The organism is Phyllobacterium myrsinacearum, from assembly GCF_002980555.1.
GTDB lineage: Bacteria > Pseudomonadota > Alphaproteobacteria > Rhizobiales > Rhizobiaceae > Phyllobacterium > Phyllobacterium myrsinacearum.
Window position 1 is genome coordinate 899999 of the sequence record NZ_PVBT01000001.1, and the last position, 20873, is coordinate 920871.

The window sequence follows — 20873 nt, forward strand, 5'->3', positions numbered from 1 at the left end:
AAGCGATGCGTTTGAGTGTACTAGACAAAGCGTCACGGCGGCTGGCACTGAATGCCAGCATTCTCATGATTGCCGGTTTGGCTGCAGGCTGCAGCTCCGGGGTATCGCGCTTTACCAGTGCTGACTTCAGCTCCGGCTATAGCGACAACCAGCGTGCGATCATTCAGCCGCAGAATGCGGGTGCAAGAGGTTACACGCCTCCAGTCGATTCAACCTATACGGCTTCGGTCAACCGCAATGCGGTGCCAGCGGCGGGCGGTGTCCAGCGGGGCGCCTTGCCGCCGGTGGGTGCGGTCAGCGCCTCGACGCTTCCGCCGGTCTCCTCGCAGCCGGTGCGTCAGGTCGCCAACAATGCCCCCGTTCGCCAGCAGGTGGCATCGGCGCAGCCCATGGGCAATGTGCAGGCTCCGCCGCTTGCCGCGCCAGCGGGAACGCTGAAGACGCCGGACGGCCGCGAAGCGCGCATGCCGACCAAGCCGGCGACACCGGGGCAGGCATCCGCCAACACGGCAGCCATTCTTCCACAGGCCCCGCAGGTCAAGGACCGGAACGGCGCGGCAACGACGACGGCAAACAATACGACGCCACCCAGCCATGCCGGTTCCTACACGGTTCAAAGCGGCGATACGCTGCATGCGATCTCCCGCAAGACGGGCACCAATGTCGAGGCCATCAAGCAGGCCAACAACATGAAGGACGGCACCGTTCGTGTTGGCCAGTCGCTGGTTATTCCGGCGTCAAGTGCCTCGATGGCGCAGAATGTCGCCAACAACATGAAATCGAAGGGTTCCGTCGATCAGGTGAAGACCGCCGCGACGCCACCGGTTGAACAGCCGAAGGTTGTTGCAAGTACAGCGCCGAACGCGGCGATTGCTGCGCCGCAGGCCGACGGCCAGGCAAAACCCTATACGCCGCCGCAGGCGAGCGAAAAGGTGATCGACGATGCCGAGAAGGATGTTGCATCAGCACCGTCCGCCACGGGTGCATCGCAGATGCGCTGGCCGGTTCGCGGCCGGGTTGTCGCCAATTATGGCAAGGGCAATGACGGTATCGACATTTCGGTTCCCGAGGGCACGCCGATCAAGGCCGCTGAAAACGGCGTGGTCATTTACTCCGGCGATGGCCTGAAGGAGTTCGGCAATACCGTTCTCGTGCGCCACGACAATGGTCTGGTCACGGTTTACGGCAATGCGAGCAAGCTGAACGTGCAGCGCGGCCAGAAGGTGAAACGCGGCGAGGAACTTGGCCGGTCGGGCATGACAGGCAATGCGACATCGCCAAAGCTGCACTTCGAGGTGCGCAAGAACTCGACCCCGGTCGATCCGACGAAATTTCTCGAATCCTGATCGGGTCAGGTTTGAATCAGAAGGCCCGCGCAGCGATGCGCGGGCCTTTTCGTTTGTCAGAGCTTCTTGCCGAGCCGTCCGGCCAGATCCTGCGTGAACTGCCACGCGACGCGGCCGGAGCGTGAACCGCGGGTGGTCGACCATTCCAGCGCTTCCGCATGCAATTGTTCCTTCTGCATCGGCAGGTCGAAATGCGCGGCATAGCCATCGATCATCGATAGATAATCGTCCTGGCTGCATTTGTGGAAACCGAGCCATAGGCCGAAGCGATCCGACAGGGACACTTTTTCTTCAACGGCTTCGGATGGATTGATCGCCGTCGAGCGCTCGTTCTCGATCATGTCGCGCGGCAACAGATGCCTGCGGTTCGAGGTGGCGTAGAAGATGACATTGTCGGGACGGCCTTCCACGCCGCCTTCCAGTGCCGCCTTCAATGACTTGTAGGACGTATCGTCATGGTCGAAGGAAAGATCGTCGCAGAACAGGATGAAACGATATTTCGTGTCCTTGATGGCTGCCATCAGGGAGGGGAGGCTGTCGATGTCCTCGCGGTGGATCTCAACCAGCTTCAGCGTGCTGGTATCGTCGGGTGCGGCCATGTTGACGGAGGCATGGACGGCCTTCACCAGGGATGACTTGCCCATGCCGCGGGCGCCCCACAAAAGCACGTTGTTGGCCTGCAACCCATCGGCAAAGCGCTTGGTATTGTCGAAGAGGATATCCCGGACGCGATCGACCCCGCGAATGAGTGAAATATCGACCCGGTTGACCTTTTTGACGGGGTCGAAGGCAAGTTTGTCCGGGTTCCAGACAAAGCAATCCGCCGTATCGAGATCGACGGGTTGCGGTTTTGGCGGTGCCATGCGCTCCAGCACTGCAATCAGACGGTCAAGCTTATCTGCCAGCAATTCCTCGGACATTCTTATCAAGCCTTTGTTTTTTCTACGTTCAAGCCACTATCATGTTGATGGGAAATCGAAAAGCGCGGTACGGGATTTTGCACGGTTGCTTTTCCCATTCCAAACATTGTATTGCGCAGGCTCTATAAACTTTCAAACACGTATTACTCTGGAGATTGTCTCTATGTTCGTAACTCCCGCATATGCACAGACAACAGGTATCGGTGGTGCGCCGGAAATGCTGATGAGCATCCTGCCATTCATCCTGATTTTCGTGATCATGTACTTCCTGATCATCCGCCCGCAGCGCACGCAGATGAAGAAGCGCGAAGAGCAGCTTAAGAACATCCGCCGCGGTGATACGATCATCACCGGCGGTTTCGTTGCCAAGGTGACGAAAGTGTTCGATGACAGCGGTGAACTCGAGGTCGAAATCGGCGAGGGCGTCAAGGCTCGCGTCATCCGCGCACTGGTGTCCGACGTGCGCGTCAAAGGTGAACCGGTTGCCGATAACAAGAAATAAGTCATAGTGACGGGGCGGCATCAGGCCGCCCTGTTGATTCTTGAGGTCGGGACTGCATGCTCTATTTTAGCCGCTGGAAGACACTTCTCATCTGGGCCGTTGTTCTCGTCGGCGTGATCCTGGCTCTGCCAAATCTCTTTACGCCCATCCAGCTGGCGAACCTGCCGAACTGGCTGCCGAAGAAGCAGCTTGCCCTCGGACTTGATCTGGAAGGCGGCTCGCGCATCCGGCTGCAGGTGGACAAGGACAAGCTGGCGCAGACCGGCGCGGCCATCGAGGTGATGAACCGCCGTCTCAGCGAACTCGGCTATACCAATCCCAATGTGGAGAGCCAGAGAAGCGGGCGTGTGCTCGTCGAGGTTTCGGGTCTCTATGACTCGCAGCTGCTCAAGGATATTTTGAGCCTGACCGGCCAGCTGAGCTTCCGCATGATCGATACATCCGTGCCGGTGCAGCAGGCGATTGACGGCACGCCGCCGGAAGGCTCCGATGTTGTCTATTCCTTTGACGATCCGCCCGTGGCCTACCTCGTCAAGAAGGAAGCCATCGTCACCAACCAGAATTTCGTCGGGGCGCAGGCGGGTGTCGATACGGCCACCCAGCAGCCGGTCATCACCTTCAAGCTGGACAGCGCCGGCGCGGAACGGTTCTCCCGGGCGACCAAGGAAAACATCGGAAAGTCCTTCGCCATCGTGCTTGACGATCAGGTGCTGTCGGCACCGGTGATCAGCGAAGCCATTCCCGGCGATACGGGCCAGATCACCGGCAATTTCGACCTGTCCGGTGCCAGCAACCTTGCCATCGTCATGCGTGCCGGAGCATTGCCTGCACCTGTCACCGTGATTGAAGAACGCTCAGTCGGTACCGACCTTGGCGCCGCTGCCGTGTCTGCAGGCAAGATCGCTGCGCTCATCGGCGCCGGTCTCGTCATCCTGTTCATGCTGCTGACCTATGGCCTGCTGGGCGTGATTGCGAGCATCGCGCTTGTTGTCAACATCGTCCTGATCCTGGCGGTTCTGACCATATTCGGCGTGCCGCTCAGCCTTGCAGGCGTTGCCGGTATCGTCCTGACCATCGGCATGGCAGTGGACTCCAACGTTCTGATCTATGAGCGCATTCGTGAAGACCGGCGCGCCGGCTTTTCGGTCATTCAGGCCATCGATTCCGGATTTGCCCGCGCACAGGCCACAATCGTCGATGCCAATGTGACAACGCTGATTGCTGCGCTCGTCCTGTTTATCCTGGGCACCGGCCCCGTGCATGGCTTCGCCGTCACGGTCACCATCGGCATCGTCACCACGCTGTTCACCACCTTCACGCTGACGCGCTGGATGGTATCCGCCTGGGTGCAGTGGTCGAAGCCCAAGGAAGTGCCGCGCGCGCCGCTGAAGCTCGTTCCCAACAACACCAGAATACCCTTCATGCGCCTGCGCGGGCTGACGCTGGGTTTCTCCGCGCTGTCGAGCATTGCCGTCATCGTGCTGTTCCTTGTCGTCGGCATGAATTTCGGCATCGATTTCAAAGGCGGAACCATGGTCGAGATCGCCTCCAATGAAGGGCCGATCGATCTGGACGATGTCTACAGCCGGCTGGATGACCTGAACATCGGCGATGTGAAGATCGAGCCGTTCAAATCGGACAGCCGGGCGCTGATCACGGTCGGCAGTCAGCGCGAGGGCGAAAACGCCGAGCAGACCGTCGGTGTCAAAATCCGCGGCGAGCTTGATCAGGATTATGAATTCCGCCGGGTTGATGTCATCGGCCCGACCGTATCGGGCGAGCTTGCCAAGGCAGGCGGACTGGCGGTCGCGCTCTCTCTGGCGGCAATCTTCGCCTATGTGTGGTTCCGCTTCGAATGGCACTTTGCCCTTGGCGCAATCATCGCGACCATCCATGACGTGGTGCTGCTGCTTGGCATGTTCATTGTCTTCCAGATGGAGTTCAATCTCTGGAGCATCGCGGCGCTTCTGGCCATTGTCGGCTATTCGCTCAACGACACGGTGGTGATTTACGACCGCGTCCGGGAAAACCTGCGGCGGCATGGCAACAGCGTTTCGCTGTCGGCGGTTCTCGATGCCTCGATCAACCAGACATTGTCGCGCACCATCCTGACGTCGCTGGCCACCTTCCTTGCGCTGGTCGTGCTCTATGCCTATGGCGGCGACGATGTCCGCTCCTTTGCGCTGACCATCGCGGTCGGTATTGTCGTTGCGACCTATTCGTCGATCTTCATTGCCGGACCCTTGCTGATGCTGTTCGGGCTCAAGGGACGCGATGTGATCGACGATGCTCACCCCGCCGGGCAGAGCGGGGCATAAGGCCGTGGCCAAGGGCATTGAAATCCGCGACGCGCATTTTCCGGGCCGGGCACCCATCGATGCCTATGGCAATGGCGGATTCCGGTTTGCCGACATGTCGCATCGCGGGTCTATTTTGTGCCTGCCATCGGGCATCCATGGCTGGGCACCGAAGATCGAGACCGCGCTGACGGCGGAGGATCTGGCGCTCGTGTTCAAAGAGGCCGCCGATATCGAGATTCTGCTGGTGGGAACGGGCACCGAGTTGCGCCGCCTGCCGCAGGCCTTGCGTGACCTTTTGCGCGAGCACCGCATTTCCTCCGATCCCATGAGCACCGGTGCGGCCGTGCGCACCTACAATGTTCTGCTGGCGGAAGACCGCGCCGTCGCTGCGGCACTGATTGCAGTGGATTAAACCAGCGGTTCTCTGTATCTCAACCCCATGAACGCGAACCAGACCCACTGCCTGCAATTGCTGCGCGATGCCGACCCCGACCGCTACCTCTCGGTGCTGTATGCGCCGGAGGACAAGCGGGGTGCCCTGGCCGCCCTTTACGCCTTTAATGTCGAGATTGCCCGTATCCGCGACCTGATTCATGATCCGCTGCCGGGCGAGGTGCGCCTGCAATGGTGGCGCGATCTGATCAACGGCACGGAGCATGGCGAGGCCGTCGGCAATCCGGTGGCGGCGGCGCTGCTGGAGGCGATCAAGGTCCACAATCTGCCGCGCGCGGCTTTCGACAATTACTGCGAAGCCCGCATCTTCGACCTCTATGACGATCCGATGCCGAGCCGCAACGATCTTGAGGGCTATTGCGGCGAGACGGCCTCGGCCTTGATCCAGCTTGCCTGTCTTGTGCTCGATGCGCAAAAGGCGCCCGCCCATGCGGATATGGCGGGGCATGCGGGGGTTGCGCAGGCCATTACCGGCCTTCTGCGTCTCCTGCCGCTGCACCGGCGGCGCGGTCAGGTCTATATTCCGGCCGATATTCTTTCTGCCGTCGGCTGCAGCGCCGAAACAGTGCTTGACGGCGCCGACAAGGACGGGGTCAAGCGCGCCATCGATGCGATGATTGCACTGGCGGAAGATCATCTCGGCAAATACGAGGCCGGTGCAAAATCGCTCCCCGCCGCTTTGCGTCCGGCCTATCTGCCGGTCAGCCTGACGAGAACCTATCTGAAGGGGATCAAGGCCAGCGGCGCCGCCGCAGCCGATGAAACAGCGGTGGTTTCACCGTTGAAGCGCCAGTGGGTGATGTTCAGGGCATCCATGCGCTAGCCTTGGATGGTGTTAGCGTTGTGCGTGTTTCGACACGCTTTGCTCGTTACTCCGCAGCCTCGGCCACCGCAGGCAGGCCCAGCCATGCCCGGCAATCCGCAAGTGCGCGCGCGCTCATGGCCCGTTTCTTGGCGTTGGTCTTTTCCTTGCCGCGCAGCCGTTTGCCTTCTGACTTCGGTGCTTCAATCGGCGGGAACAGGCCGAAATTGACATTCATCGGCTGGAAGGAGCGTTTGCCGGGTTCTTCGTCACTGACGATGTGCCCGCCGGTGATGTGTCCGAGCAGCGCGCCGAACGCCGTGGTGAGCGGCGGCGGTGCCAAAGTCTGCCCCAGTCTTTCCGCCGCGGCGAACCGTCCGGCAAGCAGGCCGATGGCCGCCGATTCCACATAACCTTCGCAGCCGGTGATCTGACCGGCAAAGCGCAGGCCCGGACGGGATTTCAGCTGCAGCGTCGGATCCAGCAGGATGGGCGAATTCAGGTAGGTATTGCGGTGCAGGCCGCCCAGCCGCGCAAACTCCGCATGCTCGAGGCCGGGGATCATCCGGAAAATCTCGGTCTGCGCCCCATATTTCAGCTTCGTCTGGAAACCGACCATGTTGTAGAGCGTGCCAAGCGCATTGTCCTGCCGCAGCTGCACGACGGCATAGGCCTTGACCGTGGGGTTGTGTTCGTTGGTCAGGCCCATCGGCTTCATCGGGCCGTGACGCAGCGTTTCGACACCGCGTTCGGCCATGACTTCGATGGGCAGGCAGCCGTCGAAATAGGGCGTGCCTTCCCATTGCTTGAATTCGGTCTTGTCGCCGGCAATCAGCGCCTGCACGAAAGCCTCATACTGCTCCTTGGTCATCGGGCAGTTGATGTAGTCCTTGCCGGTGCCGCCGGGGCCGACCTTGTCATAGCGCGACTGGAACCAGCAGGTGTTCATGTCGATGCTGTCGAAGTGCACGATGGGTGCAATGGCATCGAAGAAGGCGAGGGCATCGGCGCCGGTCTGCCTGCCGATGGCTTCGGCCAGCGATGGTGCCGTCAACGGCCCGGTGGCGATGATGACCTTGTCCCACTCTGCCGGGGGCAGGCCGGTGATCTCTTCGCGCTCGATGGTGATCAGCGGGTGGGCTTCAAGCTTCGCCGTCACAGCCTGGGCAAAACCGTCCCGGTCCACGGCGAGGGCGCCGCCTGCGGGAACCTGATGGGAATCGGCCGATGCCATGATCAGCGAATTGGCGAGACGCATTTCCGCATGCAGCACGCCGACGGCATTGGTTTGCGCGTCATCGGAGCGGAACGAATTGGAGCAGACAAGCTCGGCAAGATCCTGCGTCTTGTGCGCGTCCGTGCCGCGAACAGGACGCATCTCGTGCAGGATGACGGGAATGCCTGCCTCGGCGAGTTGCCATGAAGCTTCGGAACCGGCGAGACCGCCGCCAATGATGTGTACGGGTGTGTGTGACATAGGACCCCAATAAACCGTTTGGCGTCCGGCTTCAATGGTGCAAAAGCCGCTGCGGATATTCCGCAGCGGCCTGCGGTGTGTCAGGCGCTGGCTTTGTCGAGTTCGGCGATGTCCGCCGTGTCGAGTGTCAGGGACGCCGCCTTGATCAGGCTTTCCAGCTGTTGCAGCGACGTGGCGCTGGCGATGGGGGCGGTGACGCCTTCGCGTGCGATAATCCAGGCCAGGGCAATCTCGGCCTGCTTGGCGCCATGCTTGGCTGCAATCGCGTCCAGCGCCGCGAGGATGCGGTAGCCGCGCGCATTGAGATAGGCTTTGACAGCGCCGCCGCGCTGGCTCTGTCCAAGATCGGCTTCGCTGCGGTATTTGCCCGAGAGAAACCCGCGCGCAAGGCTGAAATAGGTGATGACGCCGATATCCTCGGCCATGCACAGGTCGCGCAGCGCGCCATCATAGCCGGCGCGGTCATAGAGATTGTATTCCGGCTGGAGCACGTCATAGCGCGGCAGGCCATCGGCCTTGGCGGTGTCGAGCGCTGCGCGCAGCTGGTTGGCATCGTAATTGGACGCGCCGATGGATTTGATCTTGCCGGCTTTCAGCAGCTTGTCGTAGGCGGCAAGCGATTCCGCATGCGGCGTTGCCGGATCCGGCCAATGGGAGAGGTAGAGATCGATGGCATCCACCTGCAGGCGCTTCAGCGATGCTTCGACGGCCTCGGCGATATTGGCGGCCTGAAGGTTCTTGCCCTTGCCCATGTCGCCGCCGACCTTGGTGATGATGATCATCCTGTCGCGGGTGCCGCGGGATTTCATCCATTCGCCGATGATGGTTTCCGATTCACCGCCGCTGTTTCCCGGAACCCAGCTTGAATAGACATTGGCCGTATCGACCGTGTTGAGGCCCGCATCGGCAAAGCGGTCAAGCAGGTCAAAGGAGGTTTTCTTGTCGGCGGTCCAGCCGAAGACATTGCCGCCGAAAACCAGCGGAGCAATCGACAGGCCTGTGCGGCCAAGAGGGCGTTTATGCATGGTAAGTCTCCCGGGGAGGACGTGAAGGGGGACTCAGACTGTAGAACTCCGGCGTTCGTCTTTCCAGCCTGGCTTTGACCCGAATGGTCGCAGGCGTGGATTGCAACGGACGTCGTTTGAAATGCAGGCGGTGAGCAGATGTCTCGAACCGCATACCCCTGAAACAACAACACCCACCGCGGGAGGAGGTGCGGTGGGTGCCGTTTTGTAAAGACCGGCTGGGAGGAGGAGTGCCGGCCTTTGATCGCGGGGGCTCTGGGAGGAGGATGAACCCCGGCGATATTCTGTTATGCGATTAGCGTACTGCGGACTTCTTGGCGACGAACGGGATGTCCGAGCGGGAGATGCCCAGGTCGTTCAGTTCGCGGGTCGACAGACGGTTCAGCTCGGAAACCGTGTCACGGTAACGGCGCCAGTTGCTGTAGGAGCGGATAAGGTTCATTTCATTCACCATTCGGTTCAGTTGTTTCGTTGATCACTCTTGATCGTTGAGCTGAAGATAGTGGATGCCTTGGCGAATGTGCAGAGCCAAGTTTGCAGATCAGCTATGCATATGTTGCATTGCATCATTAATCGATTTTAATTGCTGCGTCGCACAAATGTCATCTTCATGACCTTTAGCCCGAATCCGGCTGCAATTGCGTTTTCAATGTGGCTGGCATTATCAGGGGCAGGACCCTAATCTTACATCTCGAGTCGGGAGAAGAATGCATGATAGTCGGTTTTACCCTGCGCAAGCACATTGCACGGTGGCAGCGTGACGGGTTGATCGATGACGCCACGGCGGAACGCCTGCGCAAGGATATTGCCGGGCAGGGCCCGGGTTTCGGCCTGGGGAATGTTTTGGCCATACTGGGCGTCATTCTGCTTGGCGCTGCCCTGCTGTCGCTGATTGCCGCCAATTGGGAAGCCATGCCGCGCCTTGTTCGCGTCGGGTTGATCTTTGCCGTGCTCTGGTGCGGTTATCTCGGCGGCGCATGGCGGGCGAACAAGGGCGATGCGATTTTCAGTGAGGCGCTCTATCTCCTGGGGGCCATCGCCTTCGGTGCGGGGATCGCCCTGGTCGGCCAGATGTATCATCTGTCGGGGGATGTGGCGTCCGCGGCGCTGCTCTGGGCTGGAGGGACGGTTGTCGCCGCGCTGCTGTTGCGCTCGTCGACACTGGTCTCCACTAGCATCGTGATTGCCGGTTTCTATCTCGTGGCCAGCCTGGAACCGGAAACGGCATCGCGCCTGTCCTATATCTGGATCGTTCCGGTCTTCGCGGTGATTGCGGCGGGCCTGATATGGTATACGGGCGCGCAGGTGGCCCGGCATTTTCTCGCTGTCCTCGTGCTGGCCTTTGTCTGCATCGTTCACTTCGACCGGGATGTCACTGTCGTCTTGTGGATGACGCTGATTGCCGGGCTTGGCCTGTTTCTGCTCGACGCCTTGTATCCGGACATACTGGACCGGGCGACCGGATGGAGCATCGGTCTTGGCGCTTATGGATTTCTCGCGGTGCAGATGGTGCTGCTGATTTTCCAGTTCAATGACCACATCTTTGCCCGGACTCGCGATGTCATGACGGGTATTGTCATCCTTGCCGTGGCGATCGCCGGTCTGGCCCTGTCGGGGCATCGCAATCTCGCGATACGGTGGAGCGCCTATGGATTGTTTTCGCTTGAGGTCCTCTACATCGCGTTCGAGACCATCGGCACAATGATCGGCACGGCGGGCTTCTTCCTGACCGTCGGCGTGCTTGTCCTGTTGCTTGCGGTGTTCGTTATCCGCATGGAGCGCCGTCTTCACAAAAAGAGTCTGGTGAAAGGTGCAGCATCATGAAAACAAAGTATTTTTTGCTGCCGGCTTTGATTGTTGCGCTTCTGCAGTCGGGCGCGCTTTATGCCATGGTGGAAAAGCACGCGATGATTTTGCGCCATGGCACAATGATCACGCTGGCCACGCAGCCGGTCGATCCGCGTGACCTGTTGCGCGGCGAATATGTGCGGCTCGGCTATGGGATTTCATCCGTCGAAGCCGACAAGGTGAGCGGCACCAAGCCGGATACCACCGGTCTTGCCGACATCTATGTCACGCTGAAAGAGGGGGCGGACGGCCGGTGGAGTCTTACTGGTGCCTCCTGGCAGAAGCGCCGGGATCTGGCGGCGGGTGAAGTCCAGATGCGTGGTCAGACGCTGACGGGTGCCATGGGCGCCTTTGCGGTGCAGTACGGCATTGAACGCTATTACCTCCCCGAAGGATGGGGCCGTGCGGTCGAGAAGGTGCAGGGCGAACGCGGCGTCGATGCGGTGATTGCCGTCTCCGGTTCGGGTGAAGCCCAGATTCGCTCGCTCAAATACAATGGACGCCTGCTTTATCAGGAGCCGGCATACTGAAGCAGCGTCATCGCGCAGCTTTGAAAAAGCCATTCAACCTATTGAAATATTTGAAAAAAGAGTGGTGCGGATAGAGGGACTCGAACCCCCACGGTCTCCCGCCAGAACCTAAATCTGGTGCGTCTACCAATTTCGCCATATCCGCAGATGAGGGCCGTATCCGGCCCTCAAGCGCCGGTCTCTATATCACCCTCTTTCCGGGGGTCAAAGGAAAAAGCCGCCGCTTGAACAGGATTACGCCGGCGTCCAGCCGATTGCATCCCGCAGGAAGGCGTAGCCCAGCGCAATGAAGCTGGCACGCTCCCTGTTATCCTTGCCATATCCGTGTCCGCCCGCCTCTGGCTCATAGAAAGAGGCGGTGTAGCCGAGTTCCTGCAGCTTTGCCGCCATCTTGCGGGCATGTCCGGGGTGGACGCGGTCATCCCTGCGGGTTGTGGCTATGAGGATCGGCGGATAGGGACGGCCGGGTACAGCCGCGTGATAGGCCGACATTTCCTTCAGGAAGGCCCAGTCTTCCGGCTTGTCCGGGTCGCCATACTCGTCGACCCAGCTCGCCCCGGCGAGAAGCTTGTTGTAGCGGCGCATGTCGATCAGCGGAATGGTGCAGAACAGGGCGCCGAAGCGTTCGGGATAGCGCGTCAGCATGTTGGAAATCAGCAGGCCGCCATTGGAGCCGCCTTCCGCCGCGATACGGTCCGGCCGTGTGACGCCGCGCCGCACGAGATCGGCGGCCACGGCGGCAAAATCATCGTGGGAGAGCCTTTTGCCTGCGCGGCGCCCGGCATCGTGCCAGGGCGTGCCGAATTCGCCGCCGCCGCGCAGATTGGCGACCACGCTGGTGCCGCCGCGCTCGAGCCAGAGCTTGCCCACGGATGCGCTGTAATAGGGCTCCATCGACAGACCAAACCCGCCATAACCGGTCATGTGCACCGGTGCATCGCCGGTTTCGGCCCTGGGGCCGATCTGCGTATAGGGGATTGACTCGCCGTCGCTGGAGATCGCCTCGTGCCGGGTCACCACCAGTCCGGTGGCGTCGAAGACCGCAGGGCTTTGTTTCAGCAGCGTGGGCGCAGCCAGTGTGTCGGGTTCGGCAATGTCGAGGAGCAGGACCTGCGCTGGGGTTATCGGGTCCTGCGCCGCAACCAGCAGTTCCCCATTGGTGTGGTTGTGTTCGACATCCAGCGACCAGACGTGGACCATGCCTTCGGCCGGCAGAACGGCGATGGGCCGCCTCGTCCATTTGCCAGTAGCAGGCTCGAAAATCTCGAAGCGCGGCGCAAGGTTGTCGAGATAGGAGACGACCAGTTTCTTGTCGTTCCAGAAGAACCCTTGCAGGGCGCGGCGCGGTGCCGGTTCGAACAGAACCTGGAAATCACGGTCTCCGGCGAGAAATGCCTGGAGCGAAATGCCGAGCAGCGTGTCGGCGGGGTGGGTGACACCGGCGACTGTCCAGTCTTCCCTTGGCTTGACCGTCAGCCATTGGTCGTAGGAATTCCACCATGCCGTCGCAGGCACATCCATGCGCTGCCTGGGGCCGCTGCGATCGCCCTGCCAGCCAGCGGTTTCAAAGAAGGAACGCTGTTCGACAAACCAGAGGCGTTCGCTGCCCGTGCTGTGATCGATGTCGACGCCAACAGCCATGGAGTCCGGCGGGCATTCAAAAATCACGGCCGCTGCCCGCGGATCGGTCCCGCGGGGCCACAGGCGGACGGTGCGCGCATAGCCCGATTGCGTGGCCATGCCTTCGCCAAGGGCGCTTGATATCAGCACCGTGTCAGGATCGAGCCAGCCAAGACCGCCCTTTGCCTCGGGAAGGTTGAATCCATCCGCGATGAACCGCAGCGTTTCCAGATCGAACTCGCGGTTGACCACCGCATCGCTGCCGCCGCGCGACAGGGAGAGAATGGCGCGTTGCCGCTTCTCCGGCTCGATCTGCGCGCCCGCCCAGATCCAGTCGTCATTTTCGGCTGTGGCCAAAGCGTCGATGTCGAGCAGAAGTTCCCATTCGGGCTCCGGCGTCTTGTAGGACACCATGGTGGTCCGGCGCCACAGACCGCGCGGGTTCTTCTCGTCCTGCCAGAGGTTGTAGAGGTAATCGCCGCGCCGTGCGACCATCGGGATCTTGTCCGGCCGGTTGAGAATGGCGGTCAAAACATCGCGGTCATGCTCGAACTGCTGGCCGCCGAAGCGCTGCATGGTGATGGCGGATTGTTTCTCCACCCATTCAAGCGGTTTTGCGCCGTCGATTTCTTCGAGCCAGATGCGCGGATCGTCATCGGGAGCATCGATGGTCGGGCGAATATCCTGATTGGTCATGAGCGTCACTTTCCCTTGGAATCTGCCAGGCAGTGTCTTGAAAGCACGGTTTTTTGCAATGCCTCGAACCATCAAATTCGGCATTGATGAAAAATCGCGCCGGTGATGAGCCGGCGCGATCTTTCGTATTGGAGGCTTTGACCTTAGTGGGCCGCTGCTTCTTCCGCCGGTTTTTCGGCCGGAGCCTTCTTGCGTCCGAAGGAACGGAGCGCAACGTAGAACACCGGTGTCAGGAACAGGCCGAAGAAGGTCACGCCCAGCATGCCGGAGAACACCGCCGTGCCGAGTGACTGGCGCATTTCCGCGCCGGGGCCCTGGGCAATCATCAGCGGCACGACACCGAAGATGAAGGCAAAGGCGGTCATCAGGATCGGGCGCAGCCGCAGACGGCTGGCTTCGATGGCGGCTTCGACCGGCGTTGCACCTTCCGCCTGATGCTGGCGGGCGAATTCCACGATCAGGATCGCGTTCTTCGCCGCCAGGCCGATCAGAACGACAAGGCCGATCTGCGTCAGGATGTTGTTGTCCATCCCGCGCAGGAACACGCCGATCAGCGCGGCCAGAACCGCCAGCGGCACGATCAGGATGATCGCCAGCGGCAGCACCCAGCTTTCATACTGTGCAGCAAGGGCGAGGAAGACGAACACCACTGACAGTCCAAAGATCAAGATTGCCGTGTTTCCGGTCTGCCGTTCCTGAAGTGCCAGTTCTGTCCACTGGAACGTCGTTCCGCTGGGCAGCGTCTTGGCGGCGAGGGCCTCCATCTTGTCGAGCGCCGTACCGGTGGAAACCCCGGGCGCGGCGTTGCCCTGCAGCGGCACCGATACGTACATGTTGTACCGCTGCACGAGCGAGGGGCCGTTGGTGTCCTTGATGTTGATCAGCGTGCCCAACGGGACCAGAGCGCCCGTTGCCGAGCGTACTTTCAGGGCAAGGATGTCGGTTCGATCAAGCCGGTATTGCTGATCGGCCTGCGCCCGCACCTGATAGACGCGGCCGAAGGCATTGAAGTCATTGACATAGGAGGTGCCAAGGTTGGTTGAAAGCGCCTCAAAAATGTTGGGAATGGGCACATTCAAGGCCTGTGCCTTGTCACGGTCCACCTCAAGGAAATATTGCGGGCTGTTGGCGGAGAACGTGGTGTAGACGCCGGTCAGGCCCGGTGTCTGATTGGCTTCGCCCATCATCTGATAGGCCAATCCCAGGACGCGGCGCATATCGGAGCTGTCGCGGTCGAGGAGCTGCATCTTGAAGCCGCCGGCATTGCCGACACCGCGGATCGGCGGCGGCGGCACGGCGATGATGAAGGCCTCCTGAATGCTTTGCAGGCTGCCATAGACCTGGCCAATGATGGAATTGGCCGTTTGTCCATTCTTGATCCGCTCGGCGAAAGGCTGGAACGGAACGAACACCACGCCGGAATTCGACGCATTGGTGAAGGTCGCGCCGTTGAACCCGGCAAAGGCAATGGCGTTGCGCACGCCCGGAATGCCCTTGATGATCTTCGATGCCTTTTCGATCACCGCGTCCGTGCGGGCGAGCGAAGCGCCGTCGGGCAGCTGGACCACGACGATGGCATAGCCCTGATCCATCGGCGGCACAAAGCCGCGGGGGATCGTCACCGCCATGAACCAGGTGGCGACCAGCAGCCCTGCGAACACCAGCAGGGAGGCGAGGAGGCCGATGGTCGACCCGACGAGATGCCGGACAATCCAGGAATAACCGTTCGCCATCCTGTCGAAGCCGGTGTTGAAGCCATTGGCCAAGGCCCGGCCAAACCGCGCCAGAGGGTTGTTGGAGACAGCATGGCCGTGCGGGCGCAACACGATCGCTGCAAGGGCAGGAGAGAGCGTGAGCGAGTTGATGGCCGAAATGGCGGTTGCTGCCGAGATGGTCACGGCAAACTGGATGTAGAACTGGCCCGATATGCCAGGAATGAATGCTGTTGGCGCGAACACCGCAATCAGCACCAGCGAAATGGCGATAACGGCGGTTCCCACCTCATCCATGGTCACATGCGAGGCCTGTTTGGGGCTCATGCCCGCCGCAAGGTTTCGCTCGACGTTCTCCACCACGACGATGGCGTCGTCCACCACGATACCGATGGCAAGGACCAGACCGAACAGGGTCAGCATGTTGAGCGAGAAGCCGAAGGCCGAGAGGATGGCGAAGGTACCGATCAATGAAACCGGGATGGCCACGATCGGGATGATCGCCGTCCGCCAGGATTGCAGGAAGACGAGAACGACCAGCGCCACAAGGATCACGGCTTCGAAGATCGTCTTGTAAACGTCGGAGATCGATTCAGCGATGAACTCCGTCGGATCATAGACGATGTCGTATTTCAGGCCCGGAGGGAAATCCTTGGAGAGTTCCGCCATGGTGGACCGGATTGATTCTGCGGCGGCCAGCGCATTGGTGCCCGGACGGCTGAAGATACCCAGCGCAACGGCAGGACTGCCGTCGAGATAACTGTTGGTTACATAATCCTTGGCGCCGAGTTCAATGCGCGCGACATCCTGCAACTGTACCAGTCGGCCGTCACCGCCGGTTTTGACGATGACATAACGGAATTGCCGCGCATCGCTGAACCGGCCCTGCATGGTGACTGTGTACTGGAAGGCGCTTGTGCCCGGTGTGGGCGGTCCGCCAATGGCACCGCCATTGACCTGCACGTTCTGGTCGCGCAGTGCCTGAACCACGTCAGCCGATGTCATGGAGTAGGCGGCCAGTTTCTGCGGATCGAGCCAGATACGCATGGAATATTGCCGCTCGCCGAAGATGGTGACTTCGCCGACGCCGTCAAGCCGCAGCAGCACGTCGCGGATTCGGGTGTTGGCGTAGTTGGAGGCATAGAGCTGGTCATAACGGTTGTCAGGCGAAAGCACGTGCACGACCATCATCAGGTCGGGTGAGCTTTTCGTCGTGGTGATGCCGTTGCGCTGCACGTCCTGCGGCAATTGCGGTACGGCAATGGCGACGCGGTTCTGTACCAGGACCTGTGCCTTGTCGAGATCGGTGCCGAGCTTGAAGGTGATGGTCAGCGCCATCGACCCGTCGGCGGTCGAGTAGGAGGACATATAGAGCATGTCCTCGACGCCGTTGATCTGCTGTTCGATGGGGGTGGCGACCGTGTTGGCAATGGTTTCGGCATCGGCGCCGGGATAGGCGGTGCGCACGACAATGGTCGGCGGCGCGATTTCCGGATACTGGGCGACGGGGAGCTGCGTGTAGGCGATACCGCCTACAATCAGCAGCACAATCGACAGGACGGATGCGAAGATCGGCCTGTCGATGAAAAAATGCGCAAATCTCATTGGCCCGCCTCCGCAGCCTTCACCTCCGGCGGAAGCTGGACGACGTCGGGTTTGACCTTGATGCCGGGGCGAATCCGCATCAGGCCATTGACCACGATGGTCTCATCGCCGGTTATGCCGCTGCGGATCACCCGGTAACCGTAGAGTTTGGGGCCGAGACGCACGGGCTTGGTCGTGACGGAGTTGTCCGCATTGAGGACATAGACAACCCGCTCGTTCTGATCGGAGCCAACCGCTTCGTCAGGCACCAGAATGCCCTTATAGGTGTTCGAGGCCGCCACTTCGACCCGGCCGAACAGCCCTGGCTGCAGCACGAAATCCGGATTGTTGAAGCGGGCACGCACCCGCATCGTTCCGGTGGCATCATCAAGCCGGTTCTCGGCAAAATCCAGCTTGCCCTTGAAGGGCGGCTGATTGGAATCGGTCAGCTTGACCGTCACTTCGAGGCCGCCGCCGCCTTCCTGCAGATTGCTGCCGTTTTCACGCGCCGTCTTGGCATAGGACAGAAGGTTGCGCTCATCCACGTCGAAATAGAAATCGATCGGATCGAGCGAAACGATGGTTGTCAGGATGGTGTTGTTGGCATTGACGAGATTGCCGACGGAAATGAGCCTGCGGTCGATGCGGCCATCCTGCGGTGCCGTGATCTGCGTATAGTTCAGGTTGAGCTGCGCCGCATCGACGGCGGCCTGGGCGCCGGCCACGCTGGCCTGACCGGCGAGATAGGCGCGGCGCTGATCGTCCAGCGTCGATACGGACAGCGTGCCGCTGCCGGTGAGCGACTGGGTGCGCTTGAACTGGGCTTCCGCATAGGTTTCCGTTGTTTTGGCTACTTCGAGCGCGGATTGGGCCTGCGCCAGGGCGGATATATAGGGGCGCTGGTCGATGGTGAAGAGCGGATCGCCCTTCTTGACCAGTGAGCCATCCTTGAAATGCACGGTGTCGAGATAGCCGTCGATGCGCGAGCGCACCGAAACCTGATCGACCGCTTCAAAGCGGCCGATGAATTCATCGCTGTCGATGACATCGCGGACAACAGGCTTTGCCACCGTGACGGTTGGAGGCGGGGGCGCAGTCTGCGCCAATGCCGGAGAGGCGGCCATAAGCGCAATTGCAACACCGATTTTGAAGGTAGAGAGAGAATTCCGTGACAAGGGCAGGCCTCCATGACGATCAGACTTCCAGGCATATCGGGATGCCTGGGCATCGCGGTTCAGCGCTGGTGATTCATCGTACGGCCAAGGGTCAGGTGATGAGTTGACCCGAACAGCTGGAATGCTGGCGCCGCAGACAAACAAGTCAATTTCTCAGATTGTATCGATTTAGTATTTAGTTTCGATAGGGACCAGCGCAAGGGCAGTTCCAAATTCCGTGAAGGCATATTTCCAGTTGGCTATCGATGGTCCCCACGCGGGGAAGATTTGCACAGTTGCACATTGTTGTCATCAGGCAAATATTCACGTGTTGTTGTGATCATGAAAGTGGCTGACCGGCCGTGCACAAGTTTGTCCGACCCTGAGGCTCTGCCATTGATTTTTGTACGCAGTGCAAGTAAATGGAGCCACCAATCGGTAAGGGTGCAATTTCTTGCGCGGCTTTGTGACGGGTTCTGTGATATGAATTGTGTCACAAAAAATGAGCTGAAAGAGAAATAAAGCAATAAAATCAACGTGGATGGTGAGGGCATGGCTCGCCCCATCTGCACCAGAAGCCACGATGGCAGACAGTTTTTCTCCCGCAAATTGGCTCAAAGGCCGGCGACGGCGGGACAAATGTTAAAAAAGTGAAGGTTTGGACATGCAGGTTACTGAAACGCTCAATGAAGGGCTGAAGCGCGAGATCAAGGTCGTCGTTCCGGCCAAGGATCTGGAAGCAAAGCTTTCCGAACGCCTCCAAGGTGCCAGCGCCAAGGCGCGCATCAATGGCTTCCGCCCCGGCAAAGTGCCGCTCAACCACCTGCGCAAGATGTACGGCAAGTCGTTTATGGCTGAAGTCGTCAACGAGATCCTCAGCGATTCCTCGCGCACGATCCTTGCAGAGCGCAACGAAAAGTCGGCGACCCAGCCGGAAGTTGCGATGACGGAAGACGAGAAGGAAGCGGACAAGGTTCTGAACGGCGAAGCCGATTTCGAATTCACCCTGAACTACGAAGTCCTGCCGGTCATCGAGCTCAAGGACGCCTCCAAGATCAGCGTCACGCGCGAAGTCGTCGATGTGACGGACGAGGAAGTTGAAGAGCAGGTCAAGCGCGTTGCCAGCTCCGCCCAGACGTTCGAGCCCAAGAAGGGCAAGGCCGAAACCGGCGATCGCGTCACCATGGACTATCTCGGCAAGATCGACGGCGTGCCGTTCGATGGCGGCGCCGACACCGATGCGACCCTGATCCTCGGTTCGGGCCAGTTCATTCCCGGCTTCGAAGATCAGCTGATCGGCACCAAGGCTGGCGACGAAAAGCAGATCAAGGTGACGTTCCCGGCTGAATACGGTGCAGCGCACCTCGCCGGCAAGGATGCAACCTTCGACATCACCGTCAAGGAAATCGGCAAGCCGGGCGAACTCGAAATCAACGACGAGACCGCCAAGAAGCTCGGCATCGAAAGCGCCGACCGTCTGCGTCAGGTTATCCGCGAACAGATCGAAAGCCAGTACGGCTCGTTCACCCGCCAGAAGGTCAAGCGTCAGATTCTCGATGCGCTCGACGGCGAGTACAAGTTCGAATCGCCGGAACGCCTGATCAATGCCGAGTTCAACAACATCTGGGCACAGATCGGCCAGGACCTCGCCCAGGCCGGCAAGACGTTCGAAGACGAAGAGACAACGGAAGAAGAAGCACGCGAAGAATATCGCAAGCTGGCTGAACGCCGCGTTCGTCTCGGCCTCGTTCTCTCCGAAATCGGCAACAAGGCCGGCATCGAAGTGACCGAAGAGGAACTGCAGCGCGCCGTTTACGATCAGGTTCGCCAGTATCCGGGCCAGGAACAGCAGATTTATGAATTCTTCCGCAAGACTCCGGAAGCGATCAACAATCTGCGCGCTCCGATCTTCGAAGAAAAGGTTGTCGATCACCTTCTCACCTCGATCAACGTCACCGACAAGAAGGTGACGAAGGAAGAGCTGATGGCTGAAGACGAGTCGGATGAAAAGTCCGGCGAAGCCAAGAAGCCTGCCAAGAAGGCAGCGCCGAAGAAGGCCGCCAAGAAGAAGACCGAAGACGAAGCGTAAGCTTTTTATCATTCACATTGGAAAGGCCGCCTTCGGGCGGCCTTTTTATTTTCGCCGTGTGGCAACAGTCTCAGCGGGGCGCGAGGGCAAGGGCGGCGCGGATCAACTCGGCATTATCCCCAGCCATTCGTCCCGAGGGCAGGAGATTGCCGTCCTCAAGGCCGATACGGCTGTCAAAACCCCTCGCCATGGCTTCGCTGTAGATGGGCCAGACACTGGCTTCATCGCCGTGCATGAGGATGGGCAATGTGCTGCCTGCCTGCCGCAGAACCGCCTGAATACCGGCGGCGGCGCGCAGTCCCTCATCGATATCCTGCTCGTTGATTTCGATCAGCACGCGCAAGCATTTTGCCGCATCCTTCAGGCCGACAAAGCGCTGCGCATCGCTGACGGACCAAAGACCCGCTTCGACGCCGATACCCTTGCCGAGCACAAGCGCAATCATATCCTCAGCGTCTTCTTCGATCAGGTTGATCGAGACGTAGTCGGGCAGGGTCGTCCAGCGGCGGATGGGTTCCTGCCGCGACAGGCCGCCGGGAGGGATACGCCAATGGGTGGAAAGGCCGACGGGAATGCCCGGCACGGCCGAACGAACGGCCTGCAGGGTTTCGGCGATATGCTCCGGCTCCAGCGTTTCCGCTCCATCCGGTCCACGCGGGTGGATATGCAGCTCGCGGGCGCCAGCGGCCACGGCGAGCGCGGCGTCGCTGGCGATTTCCGTTGCTGTAAACGGAAGCGCCGGGTGAAAATCCCGCATGCGTCCGCCATTCAGACATGCCTGCAACATTGTGGTGTCTCCGCTACAAAGACCCATC

Annotated in this window: 16 protein-coding genes and 1 tRNA gene; 8 read left to right on the forward strand and 9 right to left on the reverse strand. The window is 60.3% G+C overall.

Annotated features, from left to right (window positions below; translation table 11 throughout):
- Positions 1-5: 5 nt before the first annotated feature.
- Positions 6-1346 (forward strand): M23 family metallopeptidase, encoded by a 1341-nt coding sequence (locus C5750_RS04315; protein ID WP_105732594.1) that lies wholly within the window; start codon positions 6-8, stop codon positions 1344-1346.
- A 56-nt stretch (positions 1347-1402) separates the two neighbouring features.
- On the opposite strand, the gene C5750_RS04320 is transcribed toward C5750_RS04315, so the two are convergent.
- Complete coding sequence (locus C5750_RS04320) at positions 1403-2266, reverse strand: ATP-binding protein (RefSeq protein WP_105732595.1); 864 nt, start codon at positions 2264-2266, stop codon at positions 1403-1405.
- A 163-nt stretch (positions 2267-2429) separates the two neighbouring features.
- Here C5750_RS04320 and yajC point away from each other — a divergent pair, with 163 nt between their 5' ends.
- The 4 genes from yajC to C5750_RS04340 are packed head-to-tail and all read left to right on the forward strand — an operon-like array spanning position 2430 to position 6344.
- Positions 2430-2768 (forward strand): preprotein translocase subunit YajC, encoded by a 339-nt coding sequence (yajC, locus tag C5750_RS04325; protein WP_105732596.1) that lies wholly within the window; start codon positions 2430-2432, stop codon positions 2766-2768.
- Positions 2769-2824: 56 nt separating this feature from the next.
- A complete protein-coding gene (gene secD / locus C5750_RS04330) occupies positions 2825-5086 on the forward strand; it encodes a protein translocase subunit SecD (protein WP_105732597.1) in 2262 nt (753 codons plus the stop codon).
- Positions 5087-5090: 4 nt separating this feature from the next.
- Positions 5091-5480 carry an Mth938-like domain-containing protein gene (locus C5750_RS04335; protein WP_105732598.1) on the forward strand — a complete coding sequence of 130 codons (390 nt, stop codon included), beginning with the start codon at positions 5091-5093 and terminating at the stop codon, positions 5478-5480.
- A gap of 27 nt (positions 5481-5507) precedes the next feature.
- A complete protein-coding gene (locus C5750_RS04340; RefSeq protein WP_105732599.1) occupies positions 5508-6344 on the forward strand; it encodes a phytoene/squalene synthase family protein in 837 nt (278 codons plus the stop codon).
- Positions 6345-6390: 46 nt separating this feature from the next.
- On the opposite strand, the gene trmFO is transcribed toward C5750_RS04340, so the two are convergent.
- From trmFO to C5750_RS04355, 3 genes are all read right to left on the reverse strand, one after another.
- Complete coding sequence (trmFO, locus tag C5750_RS04345; protein ID WP_105732600.1) at positions 6391-7800, reverse strand: methylenetetrahydrofolate--tRNA-(uracil(54)-C(5))-methyltransferase (FADH(2)-oxidizing) TrmFO; 1410 nt, start codon at positions 7798-7800, stop codon at positions 6391-6393.
- Positions 7801-7880: 80 nt separating this feature from the next.
- Entirely contained in the window at positions 7881-8825 is a 945-nt protein-coding gene (locus C5750_RS04350) for an aldo/keto reductase (protein WP_105732601.1), read from the reverse strand.
- 295 nt (positions 8826-9120) lie between these two features.
- On the reverse strand, positions 9121-9267 hold the full coding sequence (locus C5750_RS04355; protein ID WP_091878374.1) for a DUF1127 domain-containing protein: 147 nt from the start codon (positions 9265-9267) through the stop codon (positions 9121-9123).
- Positions 9268-9536: 269 nt separating this feature from the next.
- Between C5750_RS04355 and C5750_RS04360 the strand changes: the two genes are divergently transcribed.
- Both C5750_RS04360 and C5750_RS04365 read left to right on the forward strand, forming a co-directional pair.
- Positions 9537-10649, forward strand: coding sequence for a DUF2157 domain-containing protein (locus tag C5750_RS04360; protein ID WP_105732602.1), 1113 nt, complete (start codon positions 9537-9539; stop codon positions 10647-10649).
- Positions 10646-11203: a GDYXXLXY domain-containing protein gene (locus C5750_RS04365; protein ID WP_105732603.1), complete on the forward strand. Its 558-nt coding sequence runs from the start codon at positions 10646-10648 to the stop codon at positions 11201-11203. Before C5750_RS04360 ends, C5750_RS04365 begins: the two co-directional genes overlap by 4 nt.
- Before the next feature lie 62 nt (positions 11204-11265).
- On the opposite strand, the gene C5750_RS04370 is transcribed toward C5750_RS04365, so the two are convergent.
- The 4 genes from C5750_RS04370 to C5750_RS04385 form a co-directional block, all read right to left on the reverse strand.
- Positions 11266-11348 (reverse strand) — tRNA-Leu (locus C5750_RS04370).
- Between the two features lie 89 nt (positions 11349-11437).
- Positions 11438-13519, reverse strand: a complete 2082-nt coding sequence (locus C5750_RS04375; RefSeq protein ID WP_105732604.1) for a prolyl oligopeptidase family serine peptidase — start codon at positions 13517-13519, stop codon at positions 11438-11440.
- Between the two features lie 143 nt (positions 13520-13662).
- Complete coding sequence (locus C5750_RS04380; RefSeq protein WP_105732605.1) at positions 13663-16836, reverse strand: efflux RND transporter permease subunit; 3174 nt, start codon at positions 16834-16836, stop codon at positions 13663-13665.
- A complete protein-coding gene (locus C5750_RS04385) occupies positions 16833-17939 on the reverse strand; it encodes an efflux RND transporter periplasmic adaptor subunit (RefSeq protein ID WP_105732606.1) in 1107 nt (368 codons plus the stop codon). The genes C5750_RS04380 and C5750_RS04385 overlap by 4 nt, the downstream gene beginning before the upstream one ends.
- A gap of 694 nt (positions 17940-18633) precedes the next feature.
- Here C5750_RS04385 and tig point away from each other — a divergent pair.
- Complete coding sequence (gene tig / locus C5750_RS04390) at positions 18634-20058, forward strand: trigger factor (protein WP_105732607.1); 1425 nt, start codon at positions 18634-18636, stop codon at positions 20056-20058.
- A gap of 70 nt (positions 20059-20128) precedes the next feature.
- Here the strand turns inward: tig and C5750_RS04395 are convergent, their stop codons facing one another.
- Complete coding sequence (locus C5750_RS04395) at positions 20129-20845, reverse strand: 3-keto-5-aminohexanoate cleavage protein (protein WP_105732608.1); 717 nt, start codon at positions 20843-20845, stop codon at positions 20129-20131.
- Positions 20846-20873: the final 28 nt, after the last annotated feature.